The organism is Polyangiaceae bacterium (assembly GCA_016715885.1).
In the GTDB taxonomy this organism is placed as follows: Bacteria; Myxococcota_A; Polyangia; order Polyangiales; family Polyangiaceae; genus Polyangium.
The window spans coordinates 894,985-916,268 of the sequence record JADJXL010000020.1; the positions used below are offsets into that span (position 1 = coordinate 894,985).

The 21,284-nt window shown below is 61.6% G+C and carries 24 protein-coding genes; 11 read left to right on the forward strand and 13 right to left on the reverse strand.

Annotation, left to right across the window (positions count from 1 at the left end; translation table 11 throughout):
- Positions 1-139: 139 nt before the first annotated feature.
- A complete protein-coding gene (locus tag IPM54_28990; GenBank protein ID MBK9263827.1) occupies positions 140-1,078 on the forward strand; it encodes an alpha/beta hydrolase in 939 nt (312 codons plus the stop codon).
- Here IPM54_28990 and IPM54_28995 read toward each other — a convergent pair.
- The 3 genes from IPM54_28995 to IPM54_29005 all read right to left on the reverse strand — a co-directional run bounded on the left by IPM54_28995 (position 1,072) and on the right by IPM54_29005 (position 3,438).
- The gene (locus tag IPM54_28995) at positions 1,072-2,307 is read right to left on the reverse strand and encodes a porin (GenBank protein MBK9263828.1); all 1,236 of its coding nucleotides are present in this window, start codon (positions 2,305-2,307) and stop codon (positions 1,072-1,074) included. The two genes, IPM54_28990 and IPM54_28995, sit on opposite strands and share 7 nt — an antisense overlap.
- Positions 2,308-2,440: 133 nt before the next feature.
- Positions 2,441-3,076, reverse strand: a complete 636-nt coding sequence (locus IPM54_29000; protein ID MBK9263829.1) for a methylthioribulose 1-phosphate dehydratase — start codon at positions 3,074-3,076, stop codon at positions 2,441-2,443.
- Between the two features lie 101 nt (positions 3,077-3,177).
- A complete protein-coding gene (locus tag IPM54_29005; GenBank protein MBK9263830.1) occupies positions 3,178-3,438 on the reverse strand; it encodes a hypothetical protein in 261 nt (86 codons plus the stop codon).
- Between IPM54_29005 and IPM54_29010 the strand changes: the two genes are divergently transcribed.
- The 4 genes from IPM54_29010 to IPM54_29025 all read left to right on the forward strand — a co-directional run bounded on the left by IPM54_29010 (position 3,437) and on the right by IPM54_29025 (position 7,361).
- A complete protein-coding gene (locus IPM54_29010) occupies positions 3,437-3,610 on the forward strand; it encodes a hypothetical protein (GenBank protein MBK9263831.1) in 174 nt (57 codons plus the stop codon). The two genes, IPM54_29005 and IPM54_29010, sit on opposite strands and share 2 nt — an antisense overlap.
- A gap of 55 nt (positions 3,611-3,665) precedes the next feature.
- Positions 3,666-5,360: an amidohydrolase family protein gene (locus IPM54_29015; GenBank protein MBK9263832.1), complete on the forward strand. Its 1,695-nt coding sequence runs from the start codon at positions 3,666-3,668 to the stop codon at positions 5,358-5,360.
- A gap of 48 nt (positions 5,361-5,408) precedes the next feature.
- Positions 5,409-6,362, forward strand: a complete 954-nt coding sequence (locus IPM54_29020) for an SUMF1/EgtB/PvdO family nonheme iron enzyme (protein MBK9263833.1) — start codon at positions 5,409-5,411, stop codon at positions 6,360-6,362.
- A 99-nt stretch (positions 6,363-6,461) separates the two neighbouring features.
- Positions 6,462-7,361 (forward strand): metallophosphoesterase, encoded by a 900-nt coding sequence (locus IPM54_29025; protein ID MBK9263834.1) that lies wholly within the window; start codon positions 6,462-6,464, stop codon positions 7,359-7,361.
- Between the two features lie 32 nt (positions 7,362-7,393).
- Here IPM54_29025 and IPM54_29030 read toward each other — a convergent pair whose 3' ends face one another.
- Complete coding sequence (locus IPM54_29030) at positions 7,394-7,609, reverse strand: cold-shock protein (protein MBK9263835.1); 216 nt, start codon at positions 7,607-7,609, stop codon at positions 7,394-7,396.
- Positions 7,610-7,913: 304 nt separating this feature from the next.
- Between IPM54_29030 and IPM54_29035 the strand changes: the two genes are divergently transcribed.
- The 3 genes from IPM54_29035 (at position 7,914) to def (ending at position 10,934) form a co-directional block, all read left to right on the forward strand.
- Positions 7,914-8,183: a hypothetical protein gene (locus IPM54_29035; GenBank protein MBK9263836.1), complete on the forward strand. Its 270-nt coding sequence runs from the start codon at positions 7,914-7,916 to the stop codon at positions 8,181-8,183.
- A 173-nt stretch (positions 8,184-8,356) separates the two neighbouring features.
- A complete protein-coding gene (gene tadA, locus IPM54_29040; protein ID MBK9263837.1) occupies positions 8,357-10,324 on the forward strand; it encodes a Flp pilus assembly complex ATPase component TadA in 1,968 nt (655 codons plus the stop codon).
- A gap of 106 nt (positions 10,325-10,430) precedes the next feature.
- Positions 10,431-10,934, forward strand: a complete 504-nt coding sequence (gene def / locus IPM54_29045; protein ID MBK9263838.1) for a peptide deformylase — start codon at positions 10,431-10,433, stop codon at positions 10,932-10,934.
- Between the two features lie 139 nt (positions 10,935-11,073).
- Here def and ribD read toward each other — a convergent pair whose 3' ends face one another.
- From ribD to IPM54_29090, 9 genes are all read right to left on the reverse strand, one after another.
- Positions 11,074-12,204, reverse strand: a complete 1,131-nt coding sequence (gene ribD / locus IPM54_29050) for a bifunctional diaminohydroxyphosphoribosylaminopyrimidine deaminase/5-amino-6-(5-phosphoribosylamino)uracil reductase RibD (protein ID MBK9263839.1) — start codon at positions 12,202-12,204, stop codon at positions 11,074-11,076.
- Positions 12,205-12,222: 18 nt separating this feature from the next.
- A complete protein-coding gene (nrdR, locus tag IPM54_29055) occupies positions 12,223-12,684 on the reverse strand; it encodes a transcriptional repressor NrdR (protein MBK9263840.1) in 462 nt (153 codons plus the stop codon).
- A gap of 4 nt (positions 12,685-12,688) precedes the next feature.
- Positions 12,689-13,933: a beta-ketoacyl-ACP synthase II gene (gene fabF / locus IPM54_29060; protein MBK9263841.1), complete on the reverse strand. Its 1,245-nt coding sequence runs from the start codon at positions 13,931-13,933 to the stop codon at positions 12,689-12,691.
- Positions 13,934-14,045: 112 nt separating this feature from the next.
- Positions 14,046-14,294, reverse strand: a complete 249-nt coding sequence (gene acpP / locus IPM54_29065) for an acyl carrier protein (GenBank protein ID MBK9263842.1) — start codon at positions 14,292-14,294, stop codon at positions 14,046-14,048.
- A gap of 130 nt (positions 14,295-14,424) precedes the next feature.
- Positions 14,425-15,171 carry a 3-oxoacyl-[acyl-carrier-protein] reductase gene (gene fabG, locus IPM54_29070; protein MBK9263843.1) on the reverse strand — a complete coding sequence of 249 codons (747 nt, stop codon included), beginning with the start codon at positions 15,169-15,171 and terminating at the stop codon, positions 14,425-14,427.
- A gap of 2 nt (positions 15,172-15,173) precedes the next feature.
- On the reverse strand, positions 15,174-16,124 hold the full coding sequence (gene fabD / locus IPM54_29075; protein MBK9263844.1) for an ACP S-malonyltransferase: 951 nt from the start codon (positions 16,122-16,124) through the stop codon (positions 15,174-15,176).
- 28 nt (positions 16,125-16,152) lie between these two features.
- Positions 16,153-17,151, reverse strand: a complete 999-nt coding sequence (locus IPM54_29080; protein ID MBK9263845.1) for a ketoacyl-ACP synthase III — start codon at positions 17,149-17,151, stop codon at positions 16,153-16,155.
- A gap of 152 nt (positions 17,152-17,303) precedes the next feature.
- Complete coding sequence (rpmF, locus tag IPM54_29085) at positions 17,304-17,495, reverse strand: 50S ribosomal protein L32 (protein ID MBK9263846.1); 192 nt, start codon at positions 17,493-17,495, stop codon at positions 17,304-17,306.
- A 10-nt stretch (positions 17,496-17,505) separates the two neighbouring features.
- Positions 17,506-18,216, reverse strand: coding sequence for a DUF177 domain-containing protein (locus IPM54_29090; GenBank protein ID MBK9263847.1), 711 nt, complete (start codon positions 18,214-18,216; stop codon positions 17,506-17,508).
- A 149-nt stretch (positions 18,217-18,365) separates the two neighbouring features.
- On the opposite strand from IPM54_29090, the gene IPM54_29095 reads away from it, so the two are divergent.
- Genes IPM54_29095 through IPM54_29105 form a run of 3 tightly spaced genes read left to right on the forward strand, consistent with a single transcriptional unit; the run spans position 18,366 to position 21,277 of the window.
- Positions 18,366-19,688, forward strand: a complete 1,323-nt coding sequence (locus tag IPM54_29095; GenBank protein ID MBK9263848.1) for a hypothetical protein — start codon at positions 18,366-18,368, stop codon at positions 19,686-19,688.
- A gap of 60 nt (positions 19,689-19,748) precedes the next feature.
- Positions 19,749-20,291, forward strand: a complete 543-nt coding sequence (gene pyrR, locus IPM54_29100) for a bifunctional pyr operon transcriptional regulator/uracil phosphoribosyltransferase PyrR (protein ID MBK9263849.1) — start codon at positions 19,749-19,751, stop codon at positions 20,289-20,291.
- Positions 20,288-21,277 carry an aspartate carbamoyltransferase catalytic subunit gene (locus IPM54_29105; protein ID MBK9263850.1) on the forward strand — a complete coding sequence of 330 codons (990 nt, stop codon included), beginning with the start codon at positions 20,288-20,290 and terminating at the stop codon, positions 21,275-21,277. The genes pyrR and IPM54_29105 overlap by 4 nt, the downstream gene beginning before the upstream one ends.
- Positions 21,278-21,284: the final 7 nt, after the last annotated feature.

A 21,284-nucleotide genomic window follows, 5' to 3' on the forward strand; every position in this document is an offset into this window, starting at 1 on the left:
TTCGACCTCGACGCAAGTCGGTCGACCCTTTAGCGGGCTACCGGCCACTGCGCAAGTGTTCTTTTTCCGTCTCGATGGCGGGGACGTCAACTTGGCTCTTCCCATCGGGCGAAGGCCATGCAAAAAGGCCGCCCCTCGCATGCAAACGTCTTCTTTCGAATGGACCGCCGACGATGGAAAACGCATCGTCGTGCACGTCTTTAGCCCCGACAGCGACGGCGCGCCGCGCGCAGTCGTGCACGTGGTGCACGGCATGTCCGAACACGGTGCGCGTTATGCTCGCGTGGCCGAGGTTCTCACGGCAAGTGGGTTCGTCGTGGTCGCCCATGATCAACGTGGGCATGGCAAAACGGCGACGGACGACGAGCTCGGCTTCTTCGGCTCTCGCGACGGCTGGGGCCGCGCGTTGGCCGATATCCGTGGACTGCTCGCGCATACGAGAACCACGTACGCGGGCGCTCCGCAGGCCATCATCGGCCACTCGATGGGTTCCTTCTTGACCCAGCGCATCATGTCCGACGAAGGGCCAAACCTCGCGGCGGTCGTGTTGTCCGCGACAAACGGTCCTCCGAACGCGCTCGCGCGCAGCGGCGTTTTCGTGGCGCGTGCGGAACGTGCACGCCTTGGTGACCGAGGCAAGAGCAGGCTTTTGCAAGCGTTGTCGTTCGACGGATTCAACCGAGCGTTTCGCCCGAATCGCACGGCGTTCGACTGGCTCTCGCGCGACGATGCCGAAGTCGACAAGTACATCGCGGACGATCGGTGCGGGTTTGCTGCGAGCGCGTCGCTGTGGGTGCAACTGCTCGAAGCGCTGCCGGGGCTCTTGGCGCCGGATGTGCTTGCGCGCATCCCGAAGACGCTGCCCGTGTACGTGCTCGCAGGCGCGGAGGATCCCGTGCACGACAAGACGAAGAACCTGAAGGGGCTGCTTTCGGCGTATGCGCAGGCGGGTTTGTCCGACGTGACCTATCGCGCTTGGCCAGGCGCTCGGCACGAAGTGTTCAACGAGACGAACCGCGCGCAGGTCGTCGCCGAAATGCACGATTGGCTCGCGCAGAAGATCCCGGCGCGTCAATAATTCACTTGCACTTGCAGCCGCAAGAGCCGACCGCTTTCCTGTTGATATGGCGGCTCGGGAAACGTTCGTTCGGCGATCGCGTACGCAGCGGTCAATTCGACAGCGTCGATCGGGCGCCATTCGGTGCCGATTTCCAGCTCTCGCGTGCTGTAGCGAGGTGCATTCGTTTCGAACTTGCGTCCGCCTTCGTAAAGCACGCCACGCACGTACGGAAAAAAATCCCCAACTTTCGCAATGGCCATTGCGTAGCCACCATGGAGCGGGCGTTCTTCGACGCGATTGCCCACGAGCTCGGGGCCGCGACCGATGTTGTATTCGACTTGAAATCCAATCGGCTGGGGATAGAGCGTGAATGCCGCATGCGCTCGAAAGTCGCGTACTTCGTCGGGTGCCGTGACATCTTTGGCTGTTTTTACGACGAACTTGCCAGCATACCCGCCGCCACCAATTTCGACGATTTGTTTTCCAATTTGGAAAGGCCACGTGACGCGCGCGACCAAATGCGGCGTGGAATTTCTTTCTTTTTGATTGGCCGATTGACCATTGAAGGCTCCGAGCGCCACGACGCCATAGTCGCCGGATCCTTTGAGCCCCGAATCCACGAGCATTTTGAAGCGTTGCCGAATACGCTCGGGCGCCCAATAGAAGAACACACCGAGGTCTCGCTCGTCCTTGAGAGCGCTGTTGAGCGCGTCGGATCGATCGAACGGCGCGCGATTCTGGCTCGATTGCATGTTCTCGAAGCCGTACGGCACCTTGGATTGACCCACGCGAAAACGGAATTCTTTGCGTTTGTCGATGGAGATGTCGGCGTACCAATCGCGCAGCGTAGGCACGTGGTATTGATCGTTGACGACCGTGGCAAAGTCTGGCTGAAGGTAAACGAAGACGCGGTCGTGCACGTCGCCTTGCAAAACGAGACGCGCTCGGCGAATGAGAATGCCGCCATCTTTGCCGATGGACCTGTCACCTTGCCAGTTGACGAGACGTTCGTTCGTCACTCCGATTTGGTTGTACCTGACTTGCGTGTACCCGCGGAGTTTGACTTTTTCGTACCATTGCTTTTCTTTCGGCTTGGCGGCTTTCACCGCAGGCGGTGGGGCCGGCTTGGCCGGTGCCTTCAAAACCGCAGCAGGCGGCGAAACTTGAGCGGATGCTACGGATGCTGCGGCGGTAGTTACCGAACAAGCAAGCACGGCGGCGCGAGCAAAATGGCGTATCGAGCGCATGAAGGTTCGTCCGGAGTCCCGGCCTTTCGTCGTTGCGCAGGATTAAGCAACTCGTGTGACAGCTTCATGACGACTCGGGTGCGCATGTGTTACTGGAATGTAACGATTGTGTGACAGACCAGAAGGTCCTGACCTACACCCTCGCCACCATCGGAGGAAACTGTGCGTGCAATCCGCAATTCAATAAAAACTCGATTGCATCCAAATGCCGCCGCGCCTCAGCGACGTCCCTACCCCACGTGTACAGGCCATGCCCCGCAAGCAAATATCCATACACGTGATCGTCGCCGCCGATATTTGCGTCAATGAGCTCCGCCAAACGGGCCATGTTTTGATCGTTGGGGAAAATGGGTAGACTCACCGTCGAGTCGTGCGTATCGATACCGGCGAGAGCTTTGGCAATTTCGAACCCCTGCAATACGAGATGCCCCTCGTGCGCAAATGCGCGCGAAACGATGGTCGCTGCAACGGAATGCGTATGCACCACGCAATGAACGCTTGGCCGGCGACGATAGATCTGCGCATGCAATAAAGTTTCTGCTGACGGTATTCCCGGTTCGAGCGCGTTTCCGTCGATGTCTACCGCGAGCAAATGCTCGGCTCCAATCGACCCTTTGTCGAATCCGCTCTGCGTAATCGCAAAGCGATCTTCGGCAATACGTGCCGAAAAATTGCCACTCGTCGCCAGGGCCCATCCTCGAGCATGGCAATGGCGCGCCAATGCGAGCAATGCCACCTCGACCGGTTCGGACAAATGTCGCTGGACCACGTCCTCGCGACCCTAGCGCGTCAGGGGCGCCGTGCAACCTCTAGTCTCACATCCCGTCGTCATTTCGTTCATCGGAATTATCGGTTTTTCCGAGCGCAAAATCAAAACTCCAGATCGGGAGGCGGCGGTACCGGCGCCGTTGGCTGGGCTGGGATCGATACCGTCGTGGCAGCATTTCCCGCGAAGCTCTCTTTTTTGCGCGCCATTTCATCCCTTCGAACGGATGCGTCTTGCGCCATGGCCCCGACGAACGCCGAAAGAACCGCCAATTGCTGCATGAGCTTTTGCTGATGCGCCTGCATCACCGCCATTCGCTCTTCGCTCTGCCGCACCGCAGCGCGAAGCCGACCAAGCTCAGCCATGGTTGCGTCGTTCGACACGGATGACGAACAAGCCGAACAGCCGAGCGCAGCGAATCCACAGAAGGCGGCAAAGCATCGGCGAACGAGCGCGCTCACGAGCATCGAAATGGCCTCCAAGGCAGCAAGACTTCCAGTCTATCGCACGCCGAGCCAAAAGAAAACCAGCTCGTGACGAACAAGGGCCTTCTTTACTCGATCGCCGCTCTGCGGCATGCTACGGCCGGCCCGTGTTACTTTACCCGTCGTCGCTACCTGCACGTCTAGCTTCGCCTTTCCTGCTCGTGCTCACCACAGCGACGTGCTCGACGCCCTCGACTCACTCGGCGCCAAAACGAGCTCCCATCGAAGCAGCCAAAACGGAATCGCCAAAACGAGCGATCGCAGTAAGCTCCCCATCGGCTCGCTCCAATGATTCCTATGAGCCATCGATTCCGCAACCCGTCATTTCACTCCCTCCACCTTTTCATTCGGACGAAATATTCGATATCGCCATTCGTGGTGGATTCGTTCTCGACGGATCGGGATCGGGACGAAAACGCGCGGACGTGATCATTCGCGACGGGCGCATCGTGCACGTTGGCAGTGTCGATACGCGCGTCCAAGCAAAACGTGAAATCGATGCGTCGGGCGCGGTCGTGTCTCCAGGGTTCATCGACATGCACGCGCACGGCGGTCCGCTTGGAGACGTCGAATATGCGCTCGCGCAAGGCATTACGACGCTCGTATTGGGTCAGGATGGCCAAAGCCCGTCGGACCACATTGGTTCTTGGCTCGCAAAGATCGATGCAGCGCGTCCGCGCGTGAACATTGCAACGCTCGTCGGACACGCGACCGTGCGATTTCAATCTGGAGCGGGGGCACGCAAGGCGCCGAATGCCAAGCAAATTGAAAAAATGCGAACGCTCGTGGGGCAAGCCATGAATGAAGGCGCATTCGGTTTGTCGATGGGTTTGGAATACGATCCGGGTCGATCGGCGGAAATGAACGAGCTCGTCGCGGTTGCCGAGCCGGTCGGCGCTCGAGGCGGCGTGGTCATGAGTCATTTGCGCAGCGAAGACGACGATCGCATCGATGCATCGCTGGACGAGCTTTTGGAGCAATGCAGTCGGGCCAAAGCGCGGGCGCATGTGGCGCACCTGAAGATTGTGCTCGGGCATGGAGCGGATCGAGCCGAAAAGCTTTTGACTCGCATGGTGGATGCGCGGGCTCGGGGGTTATCCATCACGGCGGATCTTTATCCGTACACCGCGAGCTACACGTCACTTTCCATTCTCTTTCCCGATTTTGCACGGCCCCCCGCGTCTTATGCGCAAGCCAAGCGCACTCGCCGCACGGAGCTCGAAGCGTTCGTCCGCGCGCGCGTGGACAAACGCAATGGACCAGATGCCACGGTATTCGGCACGGGACCGCATGCAGGGAAAACGCTCGCTGCCGTGGCGAAGCAGCATGGCGTACCCTTCGAACGGGTTTTGGTCGACCTTGGGCCGAATGGTGCCGAAGCGGCGTACTTCGTGATGGATGAAGCGGTGGTGGAGCGACTCTACGTCGATCCGTTCGTCATGGTTGGCACCGACGGTGGTGGAGGCGGGCGGCATCCGCGTGGATTTGGCGCGTTTGCTCGAATCCTCGACGAATACGTGGGCAAACGCCAATTGGTGTCGCTCGAAGAAGCCGTACGAAAAATGACGTCTTTACCGGCGCAAACGCTGGGTTTGTCCGGGGATCGCGGGTGTCTCGATGCTGGTTGCGCGGCCGATGTGCTCGTCTTCGATCCTGAAAAAGTGCGCGCTCGCTCGGAGTTCAGCGCGCCGCATCGACTTGCGACGGGGATGCGGTTCGTCATCGTGAACGGCGTGGTCGAGCGCGAGGGCGAACGTGCGACGCAAGCGCGTGCGGGAAAAGCGTTGCGGTTTTCTCGCTGATTGGAACTGTCCCGGCTCGAAACGCGCATTCGTGCTACGTCTCCGTGCATGCGGCTGAAGGCGGCCCTGGTCTTCGCGGTCCTTGGCATGTGTTCGGCTGGTGCGTTCGCCCGAGCGCCAACGCCGCCCGTAGCACCTGCAAAACCAACATCGGAAGGCCAAACCGCTGGCGGCATGATCACCCTGCGTACGCCTGGTCCCGATGCGATCCTGCTTCGCGCAGGCTTGTTCACGATGGGTGCATCCAGTGACGACATGGCTTTTGCTCGAGCGCTCTGCGCGGCCGAACCGATGGGCAAGCCATGTGGCGACGGGCGGTTTTCCGAGGAGTATCCGCCGCACGAAGTGTACTTGTCGGACGTTTGGATCGACCGCACCGAAGTGACGGTTGCCCAATATCGACGCTGCGTCGCCGCTGGCCAGTGCCTCGAACCACCCTACGCATCGGGTGCCGCGCGCTTCGATCAACCGGACTTTCCCGTCGTCATGGTGAGCTGGTTCGACGCGACAAACTACTGCGCGTGGGCCGGCGGGCGACTCCCGACGGAAGCCGAGTGGGAGCGCGCAGCGAAGGGGACACGCGGTCGTCGCTTTCCCTGGGGTAACGTCTACAACGGCTCGCTCGCGAATCACGGCAAGGTGTTTGGCGAGCTCGTGCACGAGGCGCTGCCGTGGTTCGTCGTGAATGCTTCGGAGACCCACGACGACAGCGACGGATTCACGGAGCTTGCGCCTGTCGGCTCGTTTCGCGACGGCCGAACACCCGACGGAATTTACGACCTCGCCGGCAATGTCGACGAATGGATTCACGACTACTTCAAGCCGGAATACCCGCAAGGAAGCCTCGTCAATCCACGCGGTCCCGACCAGGGAGAGCTTCGCGTCGTGCGCGGCGGCAGCTACATCCATGGCCGTCACCAGCTCCGCACGACGGCGCGACAATACGATCGACCTACCAGACGCTGGCCTTGGCGTGGATTTCGTTGCGCGCGTGATCCGTGACTGCCTGTCACCGAAGCGCGCATGAACGCGTCTGCGCACATCGGTCGGCGCGAGCAGCTCGTTTGGCAACGGGCCTCGCGCGGCGCATAGTGCACCACCGTGAAGATTGCTCACCTGTCGGATCTGCACCTGCTCGCGCTCGAAGGCGCCGTGCCCATGCGTTTGTTCAACAAGCGCATCACGGGCTACATGAACCTGCGATTTCACCGAAAGTCGGTGCACAAACCTTTTGCGGTCGAAGCATCGCTGCGTGAAATCCGCAAGCTGGGCGTCGATCACGTGGTCGTCACGGGAGACGTATCGAACCTGGCGCTCGAGCGGGAATTCGAGCTTGCGCGCACGGTGCTCGATCGCGAGCTCGGCATGTCGCCCGACCAAGTGAGCATGGTGCCGGGCAATCACGACACGTACACGCAGGGCTCGTTTCGCACCAAGCGTTTCGTCCGCTCGTTCGACGCGTGCATGACGAGCGACCTGGCACTTGCGGACGCGCCCTTTCCCTACGTGAGGCTTCGCGGACCGGTGGCGCTCATCGGTTTGTCCACGGCCGTTCCCCGCTTGCCGCTCGTCGCGGCGGGCGAATTTGGTCGCCGGCAGCTCGACGCGCTTGCACGAATTCTGGCGCACCCCGAAGTCCGGTCGCGCACGCCCGTCCTGCTACAGCATCATCCTTGGCACAACCCGCCCGAGAAGATGCGCCGGTTGCTCGAAGGTTTGTACGACGCCGACTTGGAAGCGGAGCTTTTGCAAAACGTCGAGCGCGGGCTGCTGTTGCACGGGCACTTGCACAGGCGCGTGCATCGCACGCTCCGTACCAGCGCGGGCCACATCGACGCCATTGGCGCGACGAGCGCATCGCTGTTGCATGCAAACGCCGAGCGAATGGCGGGGTTCAATCTGTACGAGATCGACTCGACCGGTGCGATTTGCGACATCTCGTCGCGTAGATTCGATCCTGACCGAGGGGTTTTTGAAAGCGTCTCGATTCCGAGGGAGTGACGCTCACCAGGTGGTTCGTGCGAGGCCCGGATTCAAACTGTGCTCGCGTCGACGCGAACGACGTTGACGGCCTGCAAGCCCTTCGGGCCTTCCTTGATTTCGAACTGGACTTCCTCGTCTTCGACCAGGCGCCGACGTCCGTCGCCGCTAATCTGCGAATAGTGGACGAAGACGTCGGGGCCTTGAATTTGCTTGATGAATCCCCAGCCCTTCTCGTCGTTGAACCACTTTACTTTGCCTACGGCCATGACTCCTCCACATTGACGCTCACCGGCATGGCTACGCGGCGCTTCCGTTGCATTTCATCCACGCGACGTCCCTGCGAGCGGCGCCAAGGTAGACGTGCGCTCACGTGACCGTCAAGCGCACTGCCAGAACGCAGTCGCGTAATGCTTCTTGCCGCCTCATGCATTGCTCGGACTGCGAAGATCAACACGCGGCCCTGAGAACACATCTGTGTATCTAGCTACGCGTCTGACACGAAAATGACGTTCAAATCGGCCGGATTTGGGGATGGCCCGGCTCGGCACGCGTATCGCAAGAGGGACCATCATGGCGATTCATTTTCCTGATCCCGAGGCTCGCAACGAAGGTTCGGACGCTGCGTCATCGATTCGACCTTACGCGCACGCATCGCGTGATCCGCGAGCCTTGAGGATCCTCGCGAAAACGATCTATCGCGAGATGCGTGCCGGGGGGCTCGCCGAAGAGGATCTGATGTCCGTCGCCAGTGAGCTACTCAGCCTCGTCGCCGGCGACATGAAAGACCGCCGCAACGCCAGCGAAATGCCCAAGGCTCCCCCACAAACGACGTCACGCTGACCTTCTCTGCTCTGCTTTCTTCGCTTCCTTATCCCCGCTTACTTCCTCGCATGCCTCTCGTCCGTTCAGGGCGCAAGACTCTCGACCTCGACGTTGACACGAGGGTCGGGCCTTGCTCGTATTGCCCTTGAGTCACGATTGCTGGCCATGGCGACAGGCGCGGTCCGAGCGGAATGATTTTTTCGGTCATCATCAGTGAGAAGGGCGGCGCCGAACGTCGCGAATCCTTCGAACGCACGGAGGTCAACGTCGGCCGCGTTCAGGGCAACGACCTGATGTTGCCGAAGGGTAACGTGTCGAAGCGGCACGCGCGGCTCTTGTACCGCGATGGCCGCTTCATCGTCACCGACCTGAAAAGTACGAACGGTACGTACGTCAACGGTCGCAAGATCACGCAAGCGACGATCGTCCGCGAAGGCGACAAGATCTACGTCGGCGACTTCGTGCTGCGCATCGAAGCGAGCACCAACAAGACGAATCCCGAGCTGGCGAAGCCCACGTCGCCCGATGTGGAAGGCGCGGGTGGGCCGCCATCGTCCCCGGACGAACCCAAATCCCTTCCCGATCGCAAGGGTGAGGACGACGAGCCCAGCGAACGAGATGCCGACGATGTTGCTGCGGCGGGCGCGGTCGTCCCCGGTCCTCCGCGCCTTCCGAGCACCACGGTAAAACCCGGTTCGATCTTGTCTGGACCTGCGACGATTTCGCCGGTTCCCGTCACGACACCGACGCCTCCGGTTCACGTTGCAGCGGCCGCTCGCGGGAACTCCAGCGTTCCTCCGCAGACAAACCTCACGCCGACGCCGCCTCCACCTCGTGGCGTGAGGATTTCGTCGAATCCGCCCGATGCGCGAGACTCGAGCCCCGCTTTACGCAGCTATCGCACGATGATCGCATCGCTCATCGAGCGAGCTTCCGAATCGTTCGACTTCGACCAACTCTCCGCGGACGAACCCCTCGATGCGGGCGTATCGGCGCGCATTGCGAGCGTGATTCAAGAGCTCGCGACGCAGCTGAAAGCATCGGGGCAACTTCCGGACGCGATGACCATCGAACAAGTCGTTGCCGATGCACGTAACGAAGTGGTCGAGCTCGGGCCGCTCGGGCCGCTCGGACCGCTGCTCGTCGACGAAGATGTCACGGAAATCCACATCGAAAACGCAGAGCGTGTGCTTGCATTTCGCAAGAGTCGGCGAACGCCGACGGTCATCCTGCGAGCGACCGAAAAGACGATTGCGCGTGCGATCGCTCGGTTGACGAAGGGCGGGGCGTCGACCGTGTTGGCGCAGCCGAGTCTCGAGCGCCGCATTGCGAGCGGCTTGCACATCATCGTGGCGTCGCCGGCGCACAGCGCGAAGGGCAGCGTGGTCGTGCTCCGCAAGGCGCAACGAGGCGAAAGCGCCACGCTCGATGATCTCGTGCGAAGTGGAATGATGTCACGGGCGATGTCGACGCTGCTGTCGCATGCCGTCATTGGGCGCGCGAACTTGCTCGTGGCAGGCCCCGCTGGGTCGGGACATGCAGCGCTCATGTCGGCGATCGTGAATGCGGCTGGCGTCGATGAACGAGCGATCGTGCTGCAAGACGATGACGAGATCATGTTTCAGCACCCGAACACGTTGTCGATGCCACTTCCGGCCGATGCAAACGAGGCCATCGTGGTGGCTCGGTCGGCTGCGCGCATGCGCCCGGATCGGCTGGTTTTTGGCTCGTTGGCGGGCCTTGCAGCCGGTGTCGTGACGGCATCCGGCGAGGGAGCGGGCAGCGTGGTTGCGGCGCTACGTGCACCAACGTTGCGCCAAGCGCTCGTGCGCCTACCGGCCGACATCGTGCTTGCGCGACCGGGAATCAGCACCGAAGCAGCTCGTGAATGCGTGGGCAGCATGTTCGACCTTGCGCTCGAAGTCGCACGGCTGCGCGATGGTCGTGCGCGCGTGCTGCGTATTGCCGAGCTGCGTATGGAGGCCGGATCGCTCGTTGCGCGCGACGTATTTGGGTTCAACATGGATCGCGCGGCAGCCACGGGTGCGGTCGAAGGCAACCATCATCCAACGGGTATCGTGCCCGCTCTCGTGGAAGATCTCGCCTCGCGCGGCGTCGCCCTCGATGCCCAGATCTTCCGCCGAAATGCTGGAAAATGAGCTTGCGACATTCGCTCGATGAAGCTCGGCAAAACACGAATGTTACGCTAAGTTAGGTTTCGATAGGGCGAGTCACCCCCTACCCTCCCACGCGACGACAACGAACATGGCGATCCGTACCATCCTGCATTATCCGGACCCCCGTCTGCGCCAGAAGGCGCAGCCCGTGACCCATGTCACGCCCGAGATCCAGAAGCTCATCGACGACATGGCCGAGACGATGTACGCGGCCCCGGGCGTAGGCCTGGCGGCGACGCAAATCGGCGAAGCGCATCGCGTTTTCATCGTCGACATCGCGGCCGAGGACGAGCCCAGCAATCTGATGGTGTTCATCAACCCGGAGATTGTCGTAACCGAGGGATCTCAGACGGGTTCCGAAGGGTGTTTGTCGTTCCCCGGAGTGACCGAGGACATCAAGCGAGCTGAAAACGTGTCTGTCCGGGCGCAAGACCGCGACGGCAAACCGTTTGAGCTCAAAGCAGATGGCCTGCTGTCCGTGGCGATTCAGCACGAGCTGGATCACCTGGACGGCGTGCTGATGATCGATCGCGTTGGCGTGCTGAAGAAGCGCATCATTCAGCGCAAGATGCAAAAGCGCGCCGAAGCTTAGCGAAACCGGGCCAGGACTTGGACGCTCGCTTCGCGCGCGTGGGACGCACCAGGAGGCGAGCCTGGCCCCATGGGGAACCTCGCGGCGCGCGCCCCACGCCCCCGAAGCTAGCCCTTCCTACCCCCGAAAATAACCCTTCCTACCTAGGCGGGAACGATAGCGGGCCGCTGACGTATGCGTCGCGGCCGCACAGGACCCACGCTGGGTCGACGATACGCGGTGCCTCGCTCGGTGTGTCGGGGCCAGCCCAATCGACTGCACCCGGACGACCTCGAGGCCCAAGCAAGATGGGCGCAATGAACGCGTGCAGTTCGTCCGCAAGGCGCGACGCGAGCAGGCTACCCGCAAGCTCGGCTCCTCCCTCGACGAGGATCGACACCAGGCCCTGTTCGGCAAGCACGCGCAACGCAGCACCCACGTCGACGCGTCCTTCCGCCGAGTTCGGCACACGTAGCACCACGCACCCAGCATCCGCGAGCGCCTGTTCCTGCGCTTGACCGGCACTTTCGCCAGCAAGCACCCACGTTGGAACCTGATTCGCCGTCTGCACCAAGCGGCTGTGAGGCGGCAGGCGCAAGCGCGTATCGAAGACGATGCGCGTCGGACAACGTCCCTGGTCGGCAAAGTTTTGAGCTCGTACGGTCAGCCTCGGATCATCGGCGAGCGCCGTTCCAATGCCCACTGCAACCGCATCATGCTGCGCTCGCAGCTCCTGAACCTTCGCGCGAGCTTCCGGGCCCGTCACCCACTTCGACGCACCGCTTCGCGTTGCAATGCGCCCATCGAGGGACAAGGCGAGCTTCAGCGACACGTAGGGCAAACCCAACGTGATGAACTTCGTCCACGGAGCGATCAGTGCACGCGCCTCGGCTTCCGCCACGCCCACGTCAACGACGAGCCCCGCTTTTTGCATCGTGGCGATACCGCCACCTTCGACGTTCGGGTTTGGATCGACGCACCCGACCACCACGCGCCGGACGCCCGAACGCTGAATCGTCTCGACGCACGGAGGCGTTCGTCCGTGATGGTTGCACGGCTCGAGCGTCACGTAGAGCGTGCCTCCACGAGCTGCATCACCCGCACGGCGCAACGACGCCACCTCGGCATGATCTTCACCCGCTCGCGCATGGTGAGCAGCGACGATGACCTCGCCGTTTTCCGCAACGACGACCGCTCCAACCGGCGGGTTCGGAGAAGGCAGCGCCTTTCGCGCCTCCTCGAGAGCAAGGCGCATCATGGCGACGTCGAAGTCAGGATCGGCAACAGTCATATCGTCTGCCCGGATCTACTAGGGGCCCTTTGCCTTCACAAGCTTGCCAAGCTCACGCATGAACTCGTCTACGTCCCGGAATGATCGGTAGACGCTTGCAAATCGGACATAGGCAACCTCGTCGAGCTCGCGAAGATGCCGCATGACGCGATCGCCCAGCTCCGCCGCTGTAACCTCGCGCCGCTCGGAATCTTGCGCTTCGCTTTCGATTGCGTCCACGACGGCGTGCAGCCGCTCGACGGAAACCGGTCGCTTGTTGGTGGCAATCGTGAGCCCTCGCAAGAGCTTGGTGCGATCAAAAGGTTCACGACGCCCGTCCTTTTTGACGACCGTCGGCAATACCTCCTCGATACGCTCGTAGGTCGTGAATCGCCGGGCGCAATCCGCGCACTCGCGACGACGGCGCACCACGTCCCCGGCACCAACCGACCGGGACTCGATCACCTTGTCTTCCATGTGCCCGCAAAAAGGGCACTTCATGTGTTCATCCTTCGAACCGTGAAAACACGAGTGTCGCGTTCGTACCACCAAACCCGAACGAATTCGACAAGGCGTGACGAATCGAGCGCTCACGCGCAACCATCGGCACGCAGTCGAACGGAACCTCCGGATCGAGATGCTCGAGGTTTGCCGTCGGAGGAACGCGGCCTTGCTGCACGGCCAATGCACAGAACGCTCCCTCGACGGCTCCTGCTGCTCCCAACATGTGGCCGGTCACGGACTTCGTCGAGCTGACCCAAAGCTCGGGGCTCTTCGCATGCTCGCCGAACACTTTCATGATCGCTCGAGCTTCCTCGATGTCGCCCTGTTGCGTCGAGGTCGCATGCGCGTTGATGTAATCGATGCTTTGAGGTGCAAGCTTTGCATCGGCAAGAGCCATCCGCATCGCACGTTGCGCCCCTTCGCCCTCGGGAGCAGGTTTGGTCAAGTGATACGCGTCGCACGTCGCGCCATAACCCGTGATCTCCGCGTAGATCTTCGCCCCGCGCTGCTTCGCATGCGTGAGTGACTCGAGCATCAAGCTCGCAGCACCTTCGCCCACGACAAACCCGTCTCGGTCCCGATCCCACGGACGACTCGCACGACTCGGATCGTCGTTGCGTTTCGAAAGGGCAAACATGGCGCTGAACCCCGCCATGCAGAGCCCCGTGATCGTCGATTCGGCGCCGCCCGCGAGCATGATGTGCGTGCGCCCGCGACGAATCCACTCGAACGCTTCGCCCAGCGCATGAGCGCTCGATGCACAAGCGCTCGTGTTGCAGTAGCTCGGTCCGCGTAGGTCGAACGCCATCGCAACTTGCCCCGCAGCAAGGTTCGCGATGACGGACGGAATGAAGTAGGGGCTTATGCGCGACGGCCCTTTTTCATGCAGCGTGACCGATGCATGAAAAAGGTTGTCGAGTCCGCCGAGGCCTACGCCGATGAACGTACCGCACGCTTCGCGATCCTCATCGGTGAACGTGATGCCCGCGTCGTCGATGCAGTGCTTGGACGCCGCGATGGCAAGATGCGAAAAGCGGCCCATCTCGCGGAGTTTCTTCTTGGGCACGTACTGCTCGGCGACGAACCCTTTGACCTCGCCCGCAAAACGCGCGGCATATTGAGACGCGTCGAACAGCGTGATCGGAGCAATGCCCGACTCACCACCGAGCACCGAACGCCAAGTTTCGGTCGTACCGATGCCGTTTGGAGTAACGAGACCGATTCCAGTGATGACGACTCGTTCCATAATGCCGATGAGTGGATGGGATCACGTTGGTCGACGACTACCGCGGAGCATGGAGCCGCCCTTACGAAAAGCCGAATCGCGGCTCATGCCGCCGATGACGAGGCCGGACGGGTCACTTCTTCGCGTGCGACTCGATGTAATTCACCGCGTCCTGCACGGTGCGGATCTTCTCCGTGTCTTCGTCCGGAATGTCGATCTCGAACGCCTCTTCGAAGGCGAGCACGAGCTCGACCAAGCCGAGCGAATCTGCGCCGAGGTCGTCGATGAACGTCGCTTCCGGCTTGATGTCCTTCTCTTCGACGTCGAGCTGTTCCTTGATGATCCGCTTTACTTCCGCGGTGATGTCGCGACCTTCCGCCATGGTGTGTCCTCCCAGAAAAAGCGGGTCCCTCCTACTTCATCAGAACTGACTTTGCACGAGCTAGTTACTCGATGTCTTGCTTTTCGTGCGCGTCGTTCTTTTCGCAGTGATGAAGTCGTCGAGAGTCTCGCTACATGTACATGCCGCCGTTGACCCGAAGCGTCTCACCCGTGATGTACGACGCCTCATCAGAACAGAGAAATGCAATCGCCGCCGCAATATCTTCGGGTTTGCCCGTGCGCCCAAGAGGAATGGTCGAAAGCATGCCTTTGCGCGCTTCTTCATTCATCGACGACGTCATGTCCGTCTCGATGAAGCCCGGCGTGACGACATTCACCGTCACGTTCCGCGATGCGTATTCGCGCGCAAGCGTCTTCGTCAGACCAATGAGCGCCGCCTTCGACGCCGAGTAAACGGCCTGCCCCGCATTGCCCATCTCGCCCACGATGCTCGACAAGAACACGATGCGCCCCGTGCGCGCTCGCATCATCGTCTTCAACGCGCCGCGAGCACACGCGATCGCTCCCTTCACGTTCACCGACAACGTCCGGTCGATCTCGTCTTCCTTCACGCGCACCACGAGCCCGTCAATCGCAATGCCCGCGTTGGCAACGAGGATGTCGAGTCGCCCAAGACGCTTTGCAAGCGCAACGATCGCCTCCTCCGCTGCCTGCATGTCCGATACGTCGAACCCAAGCGCTTCGGCCTTGCCGCCTTGTTCTTCGATTTCACGCACGACCTTGCGCGCTTCTTCTTCGCCACGCACGTAGTTCACCACCACATGCGCGCCTTGCTTCGCCAACGCGACAGCCGTCGCTCGACCAATGCCCCTCGACCCGCCCGTCACGAGCGCGACCTTCCCTGTCAGCTCGAACATCGTCATCCCTCCAAGAAAGAACTTACAGCACCGAGCCCCACGGCATCGGACACGCTGAGCACCTTGATCGACTTCGCAATTCGCTTGCCGAGCCCCGCGAGCACCTTCCCCGGCCCCAACTCGAGCGCGTGCGTGACGCCCTCGGCAGCCATCCTTTCGATGGTCGCCGTCCACAAGACCGCGCCATCGATCTGCCGCAAGAGCAGCTCTTTCACGCGCGCCGGATCGGCATTCGGCTCGGCGTCCACGTTCGCAATCACAGGAAACGCGAGTGGTCGAACAGGGATACGTTCGACCTCGGGTGCGAGGCGTTCACGCGCAGGGCGCATGAGCGCACAATGAAACGGCGCACTCACCTTCAGCGGAATCGCCTTCCCTTGACGCTTGCCCACGACTGCGGACACGCGCGCCACGGCTGCGGCATGACCCGCGATCACCACCTGCCCAGGCGCATTGTAGTTCGCGAGTGAAACAATTTCGTCGTGCGCCTCTTCAGCACAGATCTGCGCGACGACCGGACCATCGAGACCCATCACGGCAGCCATCGCGCCTTCACCTGGAGGCACCGACGCTTGCATCGCAGCACCGCGCAGCCGGCAAATCCGCACGGCATCTTCGAGCTCGAGAGCACCTGCCGCAGCAAGCGCGCTGTATTCGCCAAGCGAGTGCCCCGCGGCAAACATGGGCAGCGCGAGATCGGGCATTCGTTCGCGAAGTGCCGCGACGATCGCCATGCTGACCGTGACGATCGCGGGCTGCGTATTCGCCGTGAGCGTCAGCTCCTCCATCGGACCATCGAAGCAAAGCTTCGTCAGCGGCTCACCCAGCGCAGCATCGGCACGTTCGAACACGCGCCGCGCTGCATCCGATGTCTCCGCCAAATCCCTGCCCATCCCGACCACTTGCGAACCCTGGCCAGGAAACAACCACGCCACCTTCGTACTTCGCTGCATCGACACGGACCTTCAACGTCGAGTTCGTTTACATTCGTACGAGCGCTGCGCCCCACGAAATACCGGCGCCGAGCGCGCACATGAGCACGGTTTGTCCGGGCTTGATGCGACCGTCTCGTACTGCCTCGTCGAGCGCAATCGGAATGGATGCACTCGACGTGTTGCCATATTCCTGGATGTTGATGATGAACCGCTCCATCGGCACATCCACGCGATCGGAGACCTGATGCAAGATGCGCAGGTTTGCCTGATGCGCGACGACCCAGTCGACGTCGGCCCCACGCAGACCTGCCTCTTCCAAGACACCGCTCGATGCGCTCACGAGATTCTTCACGGCCGTACGAAAAACCTCTTGCCCCTGCATGTGCACCTTGTTGCGCTTGTTTGCGATGCGCTCTTCGTTCAGAGGTTCGGCCGAACCTCCGCCCGGTATTTGCAGCGCCGAAGCAAGCGATCCATCGGTGAAAATACGCGAAGCAAGCACGCCACGACCATCACCATCGGACGTACCGAGCACGACCGCTCCTGCGCCGTCGCCGAAAAGCACACACGTCGTGCGATCTTCCCAGTTGAGCAGCCTCGATAGAAGCTCGACGCCGATGATCAGCACGCGACGCGCAGCGCCCGTGGTGATGAATTGATCGGCGATCCTGAGGCCGAAGATGAACCCAGCACACGCCGCGGACAGGTCGAACGCGGGGATGTTTGGAGCACCAATCTTCTGCTGGACGTGCACGGCACACGCGGGCATCGGGCTGTCGCCGCTGATCGTGCCGACGATGATCATGTCGATGTCGTCCGGCGTGAGCCCCGCAGCGGCGATGGCGCTACGACCGGCCTTCGCAGCCATGTCGCTCGTTACTTCATCATCCGCGGCAACGTGACGGCGCTTGATTCCCGTCCGCTCGGTGATCCATGTGTCCGACGTTTCGACGATCTTTTCGAGGTCGAAGTTGCTGAGGACCTTCTCGGGCACATAATGGCCGGTGCCGAGAATCCTGCTCTTGGGCAAACGTTGCGCGCTCATGACGTGACTCGACCTCGACGGTACACGACTGCCGCTCCGTCGAGCGCGACGGTTGCGTAACGATTGTGTGAAGACAGGCCAAGACAAACTCGACGCAGCAGCATTGCTCGAGGCAACGCTGCTACGCAACAATCCGCTAGCGACCTACGACATCAAGCCGAGTCGCCCTTCGTTTGCTTGGCTTTGCGGCCCTTGTAGTGACCACATGCGCCGCACGCACGATGGGGTAGCGTGGCTTCGCCGCAGTTCGCGCAAGCAATGAGCTGCACCGGCGTAACCTTGTCGTGATTTGCGCGCCGCATGTCGCGCTTGCTTGGGGTGGTTTTCCTCTTCGGGACGGCCACGGACTACTCCTTACTTCGTCTTTTTTCGCTTGGGTACATCGGCGCTCCGAGGCCGAGCCCCGGAATCATCGGTCGACTCGCTAGGCCCAGCTTTCGACTGGGCAAGCACGGCGCGCAAAGCACCGAGCGGCGCGAGCCTCGGGTCGACGCGAGGCTCCTCGCCTTCGCCAACCACTTCAGAGGACGCGGGACGGATACCCGGACAGTCCTCCGAGCACAAGGGAAAGATGGGCATCTCGAGCAAAATCGCTTCGCGTACGAAGTCGTCGAGCACCACCGTCTCCCCATCGTACGTGTCGACGTCAGCTTCTTCCGACGCAAACTCGTACTCGGGCAAATCCTTTTCCTTCGGCGTTCGCTTGTCCTTCCCAGAACTGGATGCTTTCGCACCAGCAGTCGCGCCCGCTGCACGCCCCTTGCCCGCCGCCGGTTCAGGCGGCGGCGTACGCGCAGGCTGAAGGAGAAGTGACAAATCGCCCTCGATGTCCAGCTTCGCCGGCGCCAAACACCGGCCACATGGAGCTTCGAGCGACACGCGCGTCTTACCCCGCACAACGATTTCGTTGCCCGATCGAGACAGCCGCATCGACAAATGACCCGGCCCCGTAGCCTTCGCGTCGGTCTCCGCCAACTCCCTGTCGATCCACTCGACAGGCAAGTCCGCGTCGATCGAACGCCCAGCGGCGTCGATATCAACTGCGGGAATGGCGAAGAGCGACATGAATTCGGACCTCTTGGACGCGGACGAACACCTGGGTGGGCAAGCCGCGGGCGAGCAACTAGCGCACACGCGCGACCCCCGCAAGCACAGTCGTGCGAAGGCGAGCAGCCGAGATGCCTCCGCGCGCCGTGATACGGTGCGCGCCGCAGATGCCGTCCGTACCACTCGATCCGCAAGACACCAGACAACGACGGTGGACCATCGCCGCGGTCATCTACGTGCTGGTCACGATCGCCTGTTTCGCCACGACGTCACCCGCGCGCCTTGCAGGACACACGCCATACAACCACTTCGCCCTACTCGCGGACGCATGGCTGCACGGACGACTCGACTTGGGCGGTCCACCTCCCCCCTACACGGGCAACAACGACTTCGCAGTTTGGCAAGGCAAGTATTTTGTTAGTTTTCCGCCGCTACCAGCGGTGCTCATCCTTCCAGTGGTCAAGCTCGCGGGAGGCGCCGAACACGTCCGCGATGGACGCTTCTTCGCCTGCTTCACGGGTCTCGCACCAGCGTTCGTGTACCTGTTCCTAGACAAACTCACGCGGTTGTCACGAAGCATTCGCACCGAACGCGAAAACATCTTGCTCGCGCTCCTCTTCGCCTTTGGCACGGTGTACTGGTTCTCCGCGGTGCAAGGCACCGTGTGGTTCGCCGCGCACGTCATCGGCGCTGCTCTCGCAGCCCTCTACCTGTTTGCCTCGACGAACGCGTCACACCCCATCATCGCCGGACTCGCCCTCGGCCTCGGATTCGCTACACGTACGCCGCTCGGTTTCGCCTTCCCGCTCTTCCTTTGGGAAGCCCTGCGCGCGAGCCGCAACAACCCCTCGGATCACTTCTCGCTGGCCGACGTCGACACCCGCGCGCTTGCCAAACGTCTCGCGCTTTTTGCGCTCCCCGCCGCCGCAGTGCTCGCCCTGCTCTTCTGGCACAACCACGCCCGCTTCGGCGATCCCTTCGAGTTCGGACATCACCTGCTTGCCATCGGATGGCGCACGCGCATCGAACGCTGGGGCTTGTTTTCCTATCACTATCTCGCGAAAAACCTCGCCATCGTCCTCACGTCGATGCCGTTTGTCGGCGGAACCAACGCCGCACCCTTTCAGATCAACGCGCACGGACTCGCGCTTTGGATCACCACGCCCATCTATGCTTGGGCCCTCTGGCCCAAGCGCACGTCTCCCTATTTCTGGGCCCTCGCAGCAACCGCCGCGTTCGTCGCCTTGCCGAGTTTGCTCTATCAAAACAGCGGCTGGATTCAGTTCGGCTACCGCTTTTCCAACGACTTCGCCGTCTTCTTGTTCGCCATGATCGCGACGGGAAAGCGACGTTTCGGCACCAGCTTTTGGGCCCTTGCACTCGTCGGTGTCGTGGTCAATGCCTTCGGGGCACTCACGTTCCAACGGGCGGGCCATGAACGTTTCTATTTCGTCGATCCCACGCAAAAGATCGTGCATCAACCGGACTAGTCGACCTCGACTCATGCATTGCGGCGACGCCGCTCGGGCCTTGTGCTAGCTCGTCGCGCCATGTCCGAAGTCCTGCTCGATCCCGTCGCGATTGCTCGAGGTTTGCGGCGAGTTGCCGGCGAAATCGCAGAACACGGCGGCGTGCGCGACCTAGCGCTCATCGGCATTCGCCGCGGCGGAGAACCCATCGCGCCGCGCCTTGCAGCGCTCCTCGGTGAGCTCGAAGGCGAAGTGCCTCCCGTCGGTTCCGTCGACATCACGCTCTATCGCGACGACGCGGCCACGGCGCTGCCCAATCCCAAGATCGGCCCGAGCCACATTCCCTTCTCGGTCGACGGAAAACGCATCGTGCTCGTCGACGATGTGATTTCGACAGGACGAACCATTCGCGCAGCCGTTGACGCCGTTCTCGACTACGGCAGACCTCGGCGCATCGAACTTTGCGTGCTCGTCGATCGCGGTGGTCGCGAGCTTCCCATTCATCCGGATTACACGGTGCGTCGCGTCGATGTTGCACCCGATGCGAGCATCGACGTCACGCTCACGAACGACGAGCTCTGGGCGAGGGTCGTCGGCGCGTCCGACACGGAGACTTCGCAATGACCGAACGATCACGATTTGGCCGAAGGCACCTATTGGGCATCGAAAATCTCGAATCGTCCGAAATCGTATCGATTCTCGACGCTGCAGAGAGCTTCTTCGACGTCTCGCGACGCAGCGTCCGCAAGGTCCCCACGCTTCGTGGCAAGACGATCATCAATCTGTTTTACGAACCATCCACGCGCACGCGCACATCGTTCGAGCTTGCGGGCAAGCGTCTGAGCGCGGACGTCATCAACATCAGCGTGTCCACGTCGAGCGCCGTGAAGGGCGAGACGCTGCTCGACACCGTGAAGAACCTCGAAGCGATGCGACCCGACGTCATCGTCATTCGGCATCAAGCATCCGGCGCGCCGCACTACATCGCTCCGCGTACGGATGCTGCAGTGGTCAATGCGGGCGACGGAACGCACGAGCACCCGACGCAAGCGCTTCTCGATGCGTTCACCATTCGTCGCGAGAAAAAGCGCATTGAAGGGCTCACCGTTGCCATTTGTGGCGACGTATTGCACAGCCGCGTGGCGCGATCGAATGCGTTGCTCTTGCAGAAAATGGGTGCGACGGTGCGATTTGCCGGTCCACGAACGCTGATGCCGCCGTCCGCGGAAGCACTGGGCGCACAAGTATTCGATAGGCTCGAACCGGCGCTCGAAGGAGCGGATGTCGTGATGATGTTGCGTGTGCAGCGCGAGCGTATTGCGGGCACGTTTTTGCCGAGCAGCCGTGAATACAGTCGAGCGTTTGGCTTGAACAACGCGCGATTGTCATTGGCGAAAAGCGATGCAATCGTCATGCATCCGGGGCCGATGAATCGAGGTGTCGAGATTGATCCAACGGTCGCGGATGGATCGCGCAGTGTAATATTGGATCAGGTCGAATCTGGGGTAGCGGTACGAATGGCGGTGTTATGGATGCTCGCATTGGCGCGCGACGCGGAAAAGCCGCAGGCGTTCGATAGGAAGAACGCGGAGCGAGCGGCGACGGGGTGAATGAGGG

What these genes read in the sequence shown, in the direction of transcription:
- fabF (MBK9263841.1), bottom strand. Translation starts at nt 13,933, where the DNA reads ATGGAACGAGTCGTCATCACTGGAATCGGTCTCGTTACTCCAAACGGC.
- IPM54_28990 (MBK9263827.1), top strand. Translation starts at nt 140, where the DNA reads ATGCAAACGTCTTCTTTCGAATGGACCGCCGACGATGGAAAACGCATC.
- IPM54_29090 (MBK9263847.1), bottom strand. Translation starts at nt 18,216, where the DNA reads ATGTCGCTCTTCGCCATTCCCGCAGTTGATATCGACGCCGCTGGGCGT.
- IPM54_29105 (MBK9263850.1), top strand. Translation starts at nt 20,288, where the DNA reads ATGACCGAACGATCACGATTTGGCCGAAGGCACCTATTGGGCATCGAA.
- pyrR (MBK9263849.1), top strand. Translation starts at nt 19,749, where the DNA reads ATGTCCGAAGTCCTGCTCGATCCCGTCGCGATTGCTCGAGGTTTGCGG.
- IPM54_29005 (MBK9263830.1), bottom strand. Translation starts at nt 3,438, where the DNA reads ATGGCTGAGCTTGGTCGGCTTCGCGCTGCGGTGCGGCAGAGCGAAGAG.
- fabD (MBK9263844.1), bottom strand. Translation starts at nt 16,124, where the DNA reads ATGCAGCGAAGTACGAAGGTGGCGTGGTTGTTTCCTGGCCAGGGTTCG.
- IPM54_29020 (MBK9263833.1), top strand. Translation starts at nt 5,409, where the DNA reads ATGCGGCTGAAGGCGGCCCTGGTCTTCGCGGTCCTTGGCATGTGTTCG.
- IPM54_29010 (MBK9263831.1), top strand. Translation starts at nt 3,437, where the DNA reads ATGGTTGCGTCGTTCGACACGGATGACGAACAAGCCGAACAGCCGAGC.
- IPM54_28995 (MBK9263828.1), bottom strand. Translation starts at nt 2,307, where the DNA reads ATGCGCTCGATACGCCATTTTGCTCGCGCCGCCGTGCTTGCTTGTTCG.
- ribD (MBK9263839.1), bottom strand. Translation starts at nt 12,204, where the DNA reads ATGACTGTTGCCGATCCTGACTTCGACGTCGCCATGATGCGCCTTGCT.
- IPM54_29080 (MBK9263845.1), bottom strand. Translation starts at nt 17,151, where the DNA reads ATGAGCGCGCAACGTTTGCCCAAGAGCAGGATTCTCGGCACCGGCCAT.
- nrdR (MBK9263840.1), bottom strand. Translation starts at nt 12,684, where the DNA reads ATGAAGTGCCCTTTTTGCGGGCACATGGAAGACAAGGTGATCGAGTCC.
- IPM54_29095 (MBK9263848.1), top strand. Translation starts at nt 18,366, where the DNA reads ATGCCGTCCGTACCACTCGATCCGCAAGACACCAGACAACGACGGTGG.
- acpP (MBK9263842.1), bottom strand. Translation starts at nt 14,294, where the DNA reads ATGGCGGAAGGTCGCGACATCACCGCGGAAGTAAAGCGGATCATCAAG.
- fabG (MBK9263843.1), bottom strand. Translation starts at nt 15,171, where the DNA reads ATGTTCGAGCTGACAGGGAAGGTCGCGCTCGTGACGGGCGGGTCGAGG.
- tadA (MBK9263837.1), top strand. Translation starts at nt 8,357, where the DNA reads ATGATTTTTTCGGTCATCATCAGTGAGAAGGGCGGCGCCGAACGTCGC.
- IPM54_29030 (MBK9263835.1), bottom strand. Translation starts at nt 7,609, where the DNA reads ATGGCCGTAGGCAAAGTAAAGTGGTTCAACGACGAGAAGGGCTGGGGA.
- IPM54_29035 (MBK9263836.1), top strand. Translation starts at nt 7,914, where the DNA reads ATGGCGATTCATTTTCCTGATCCCGAGGCTCGCAACGAAGGTTCGGAC.
- def (MBK9263838.1), top strand. Translation starts at nt 10,431, where the DNA reads ATGGCGATCCGTACCATCCTGCATTATCCGGACCCCCGTCTGCGCCAG.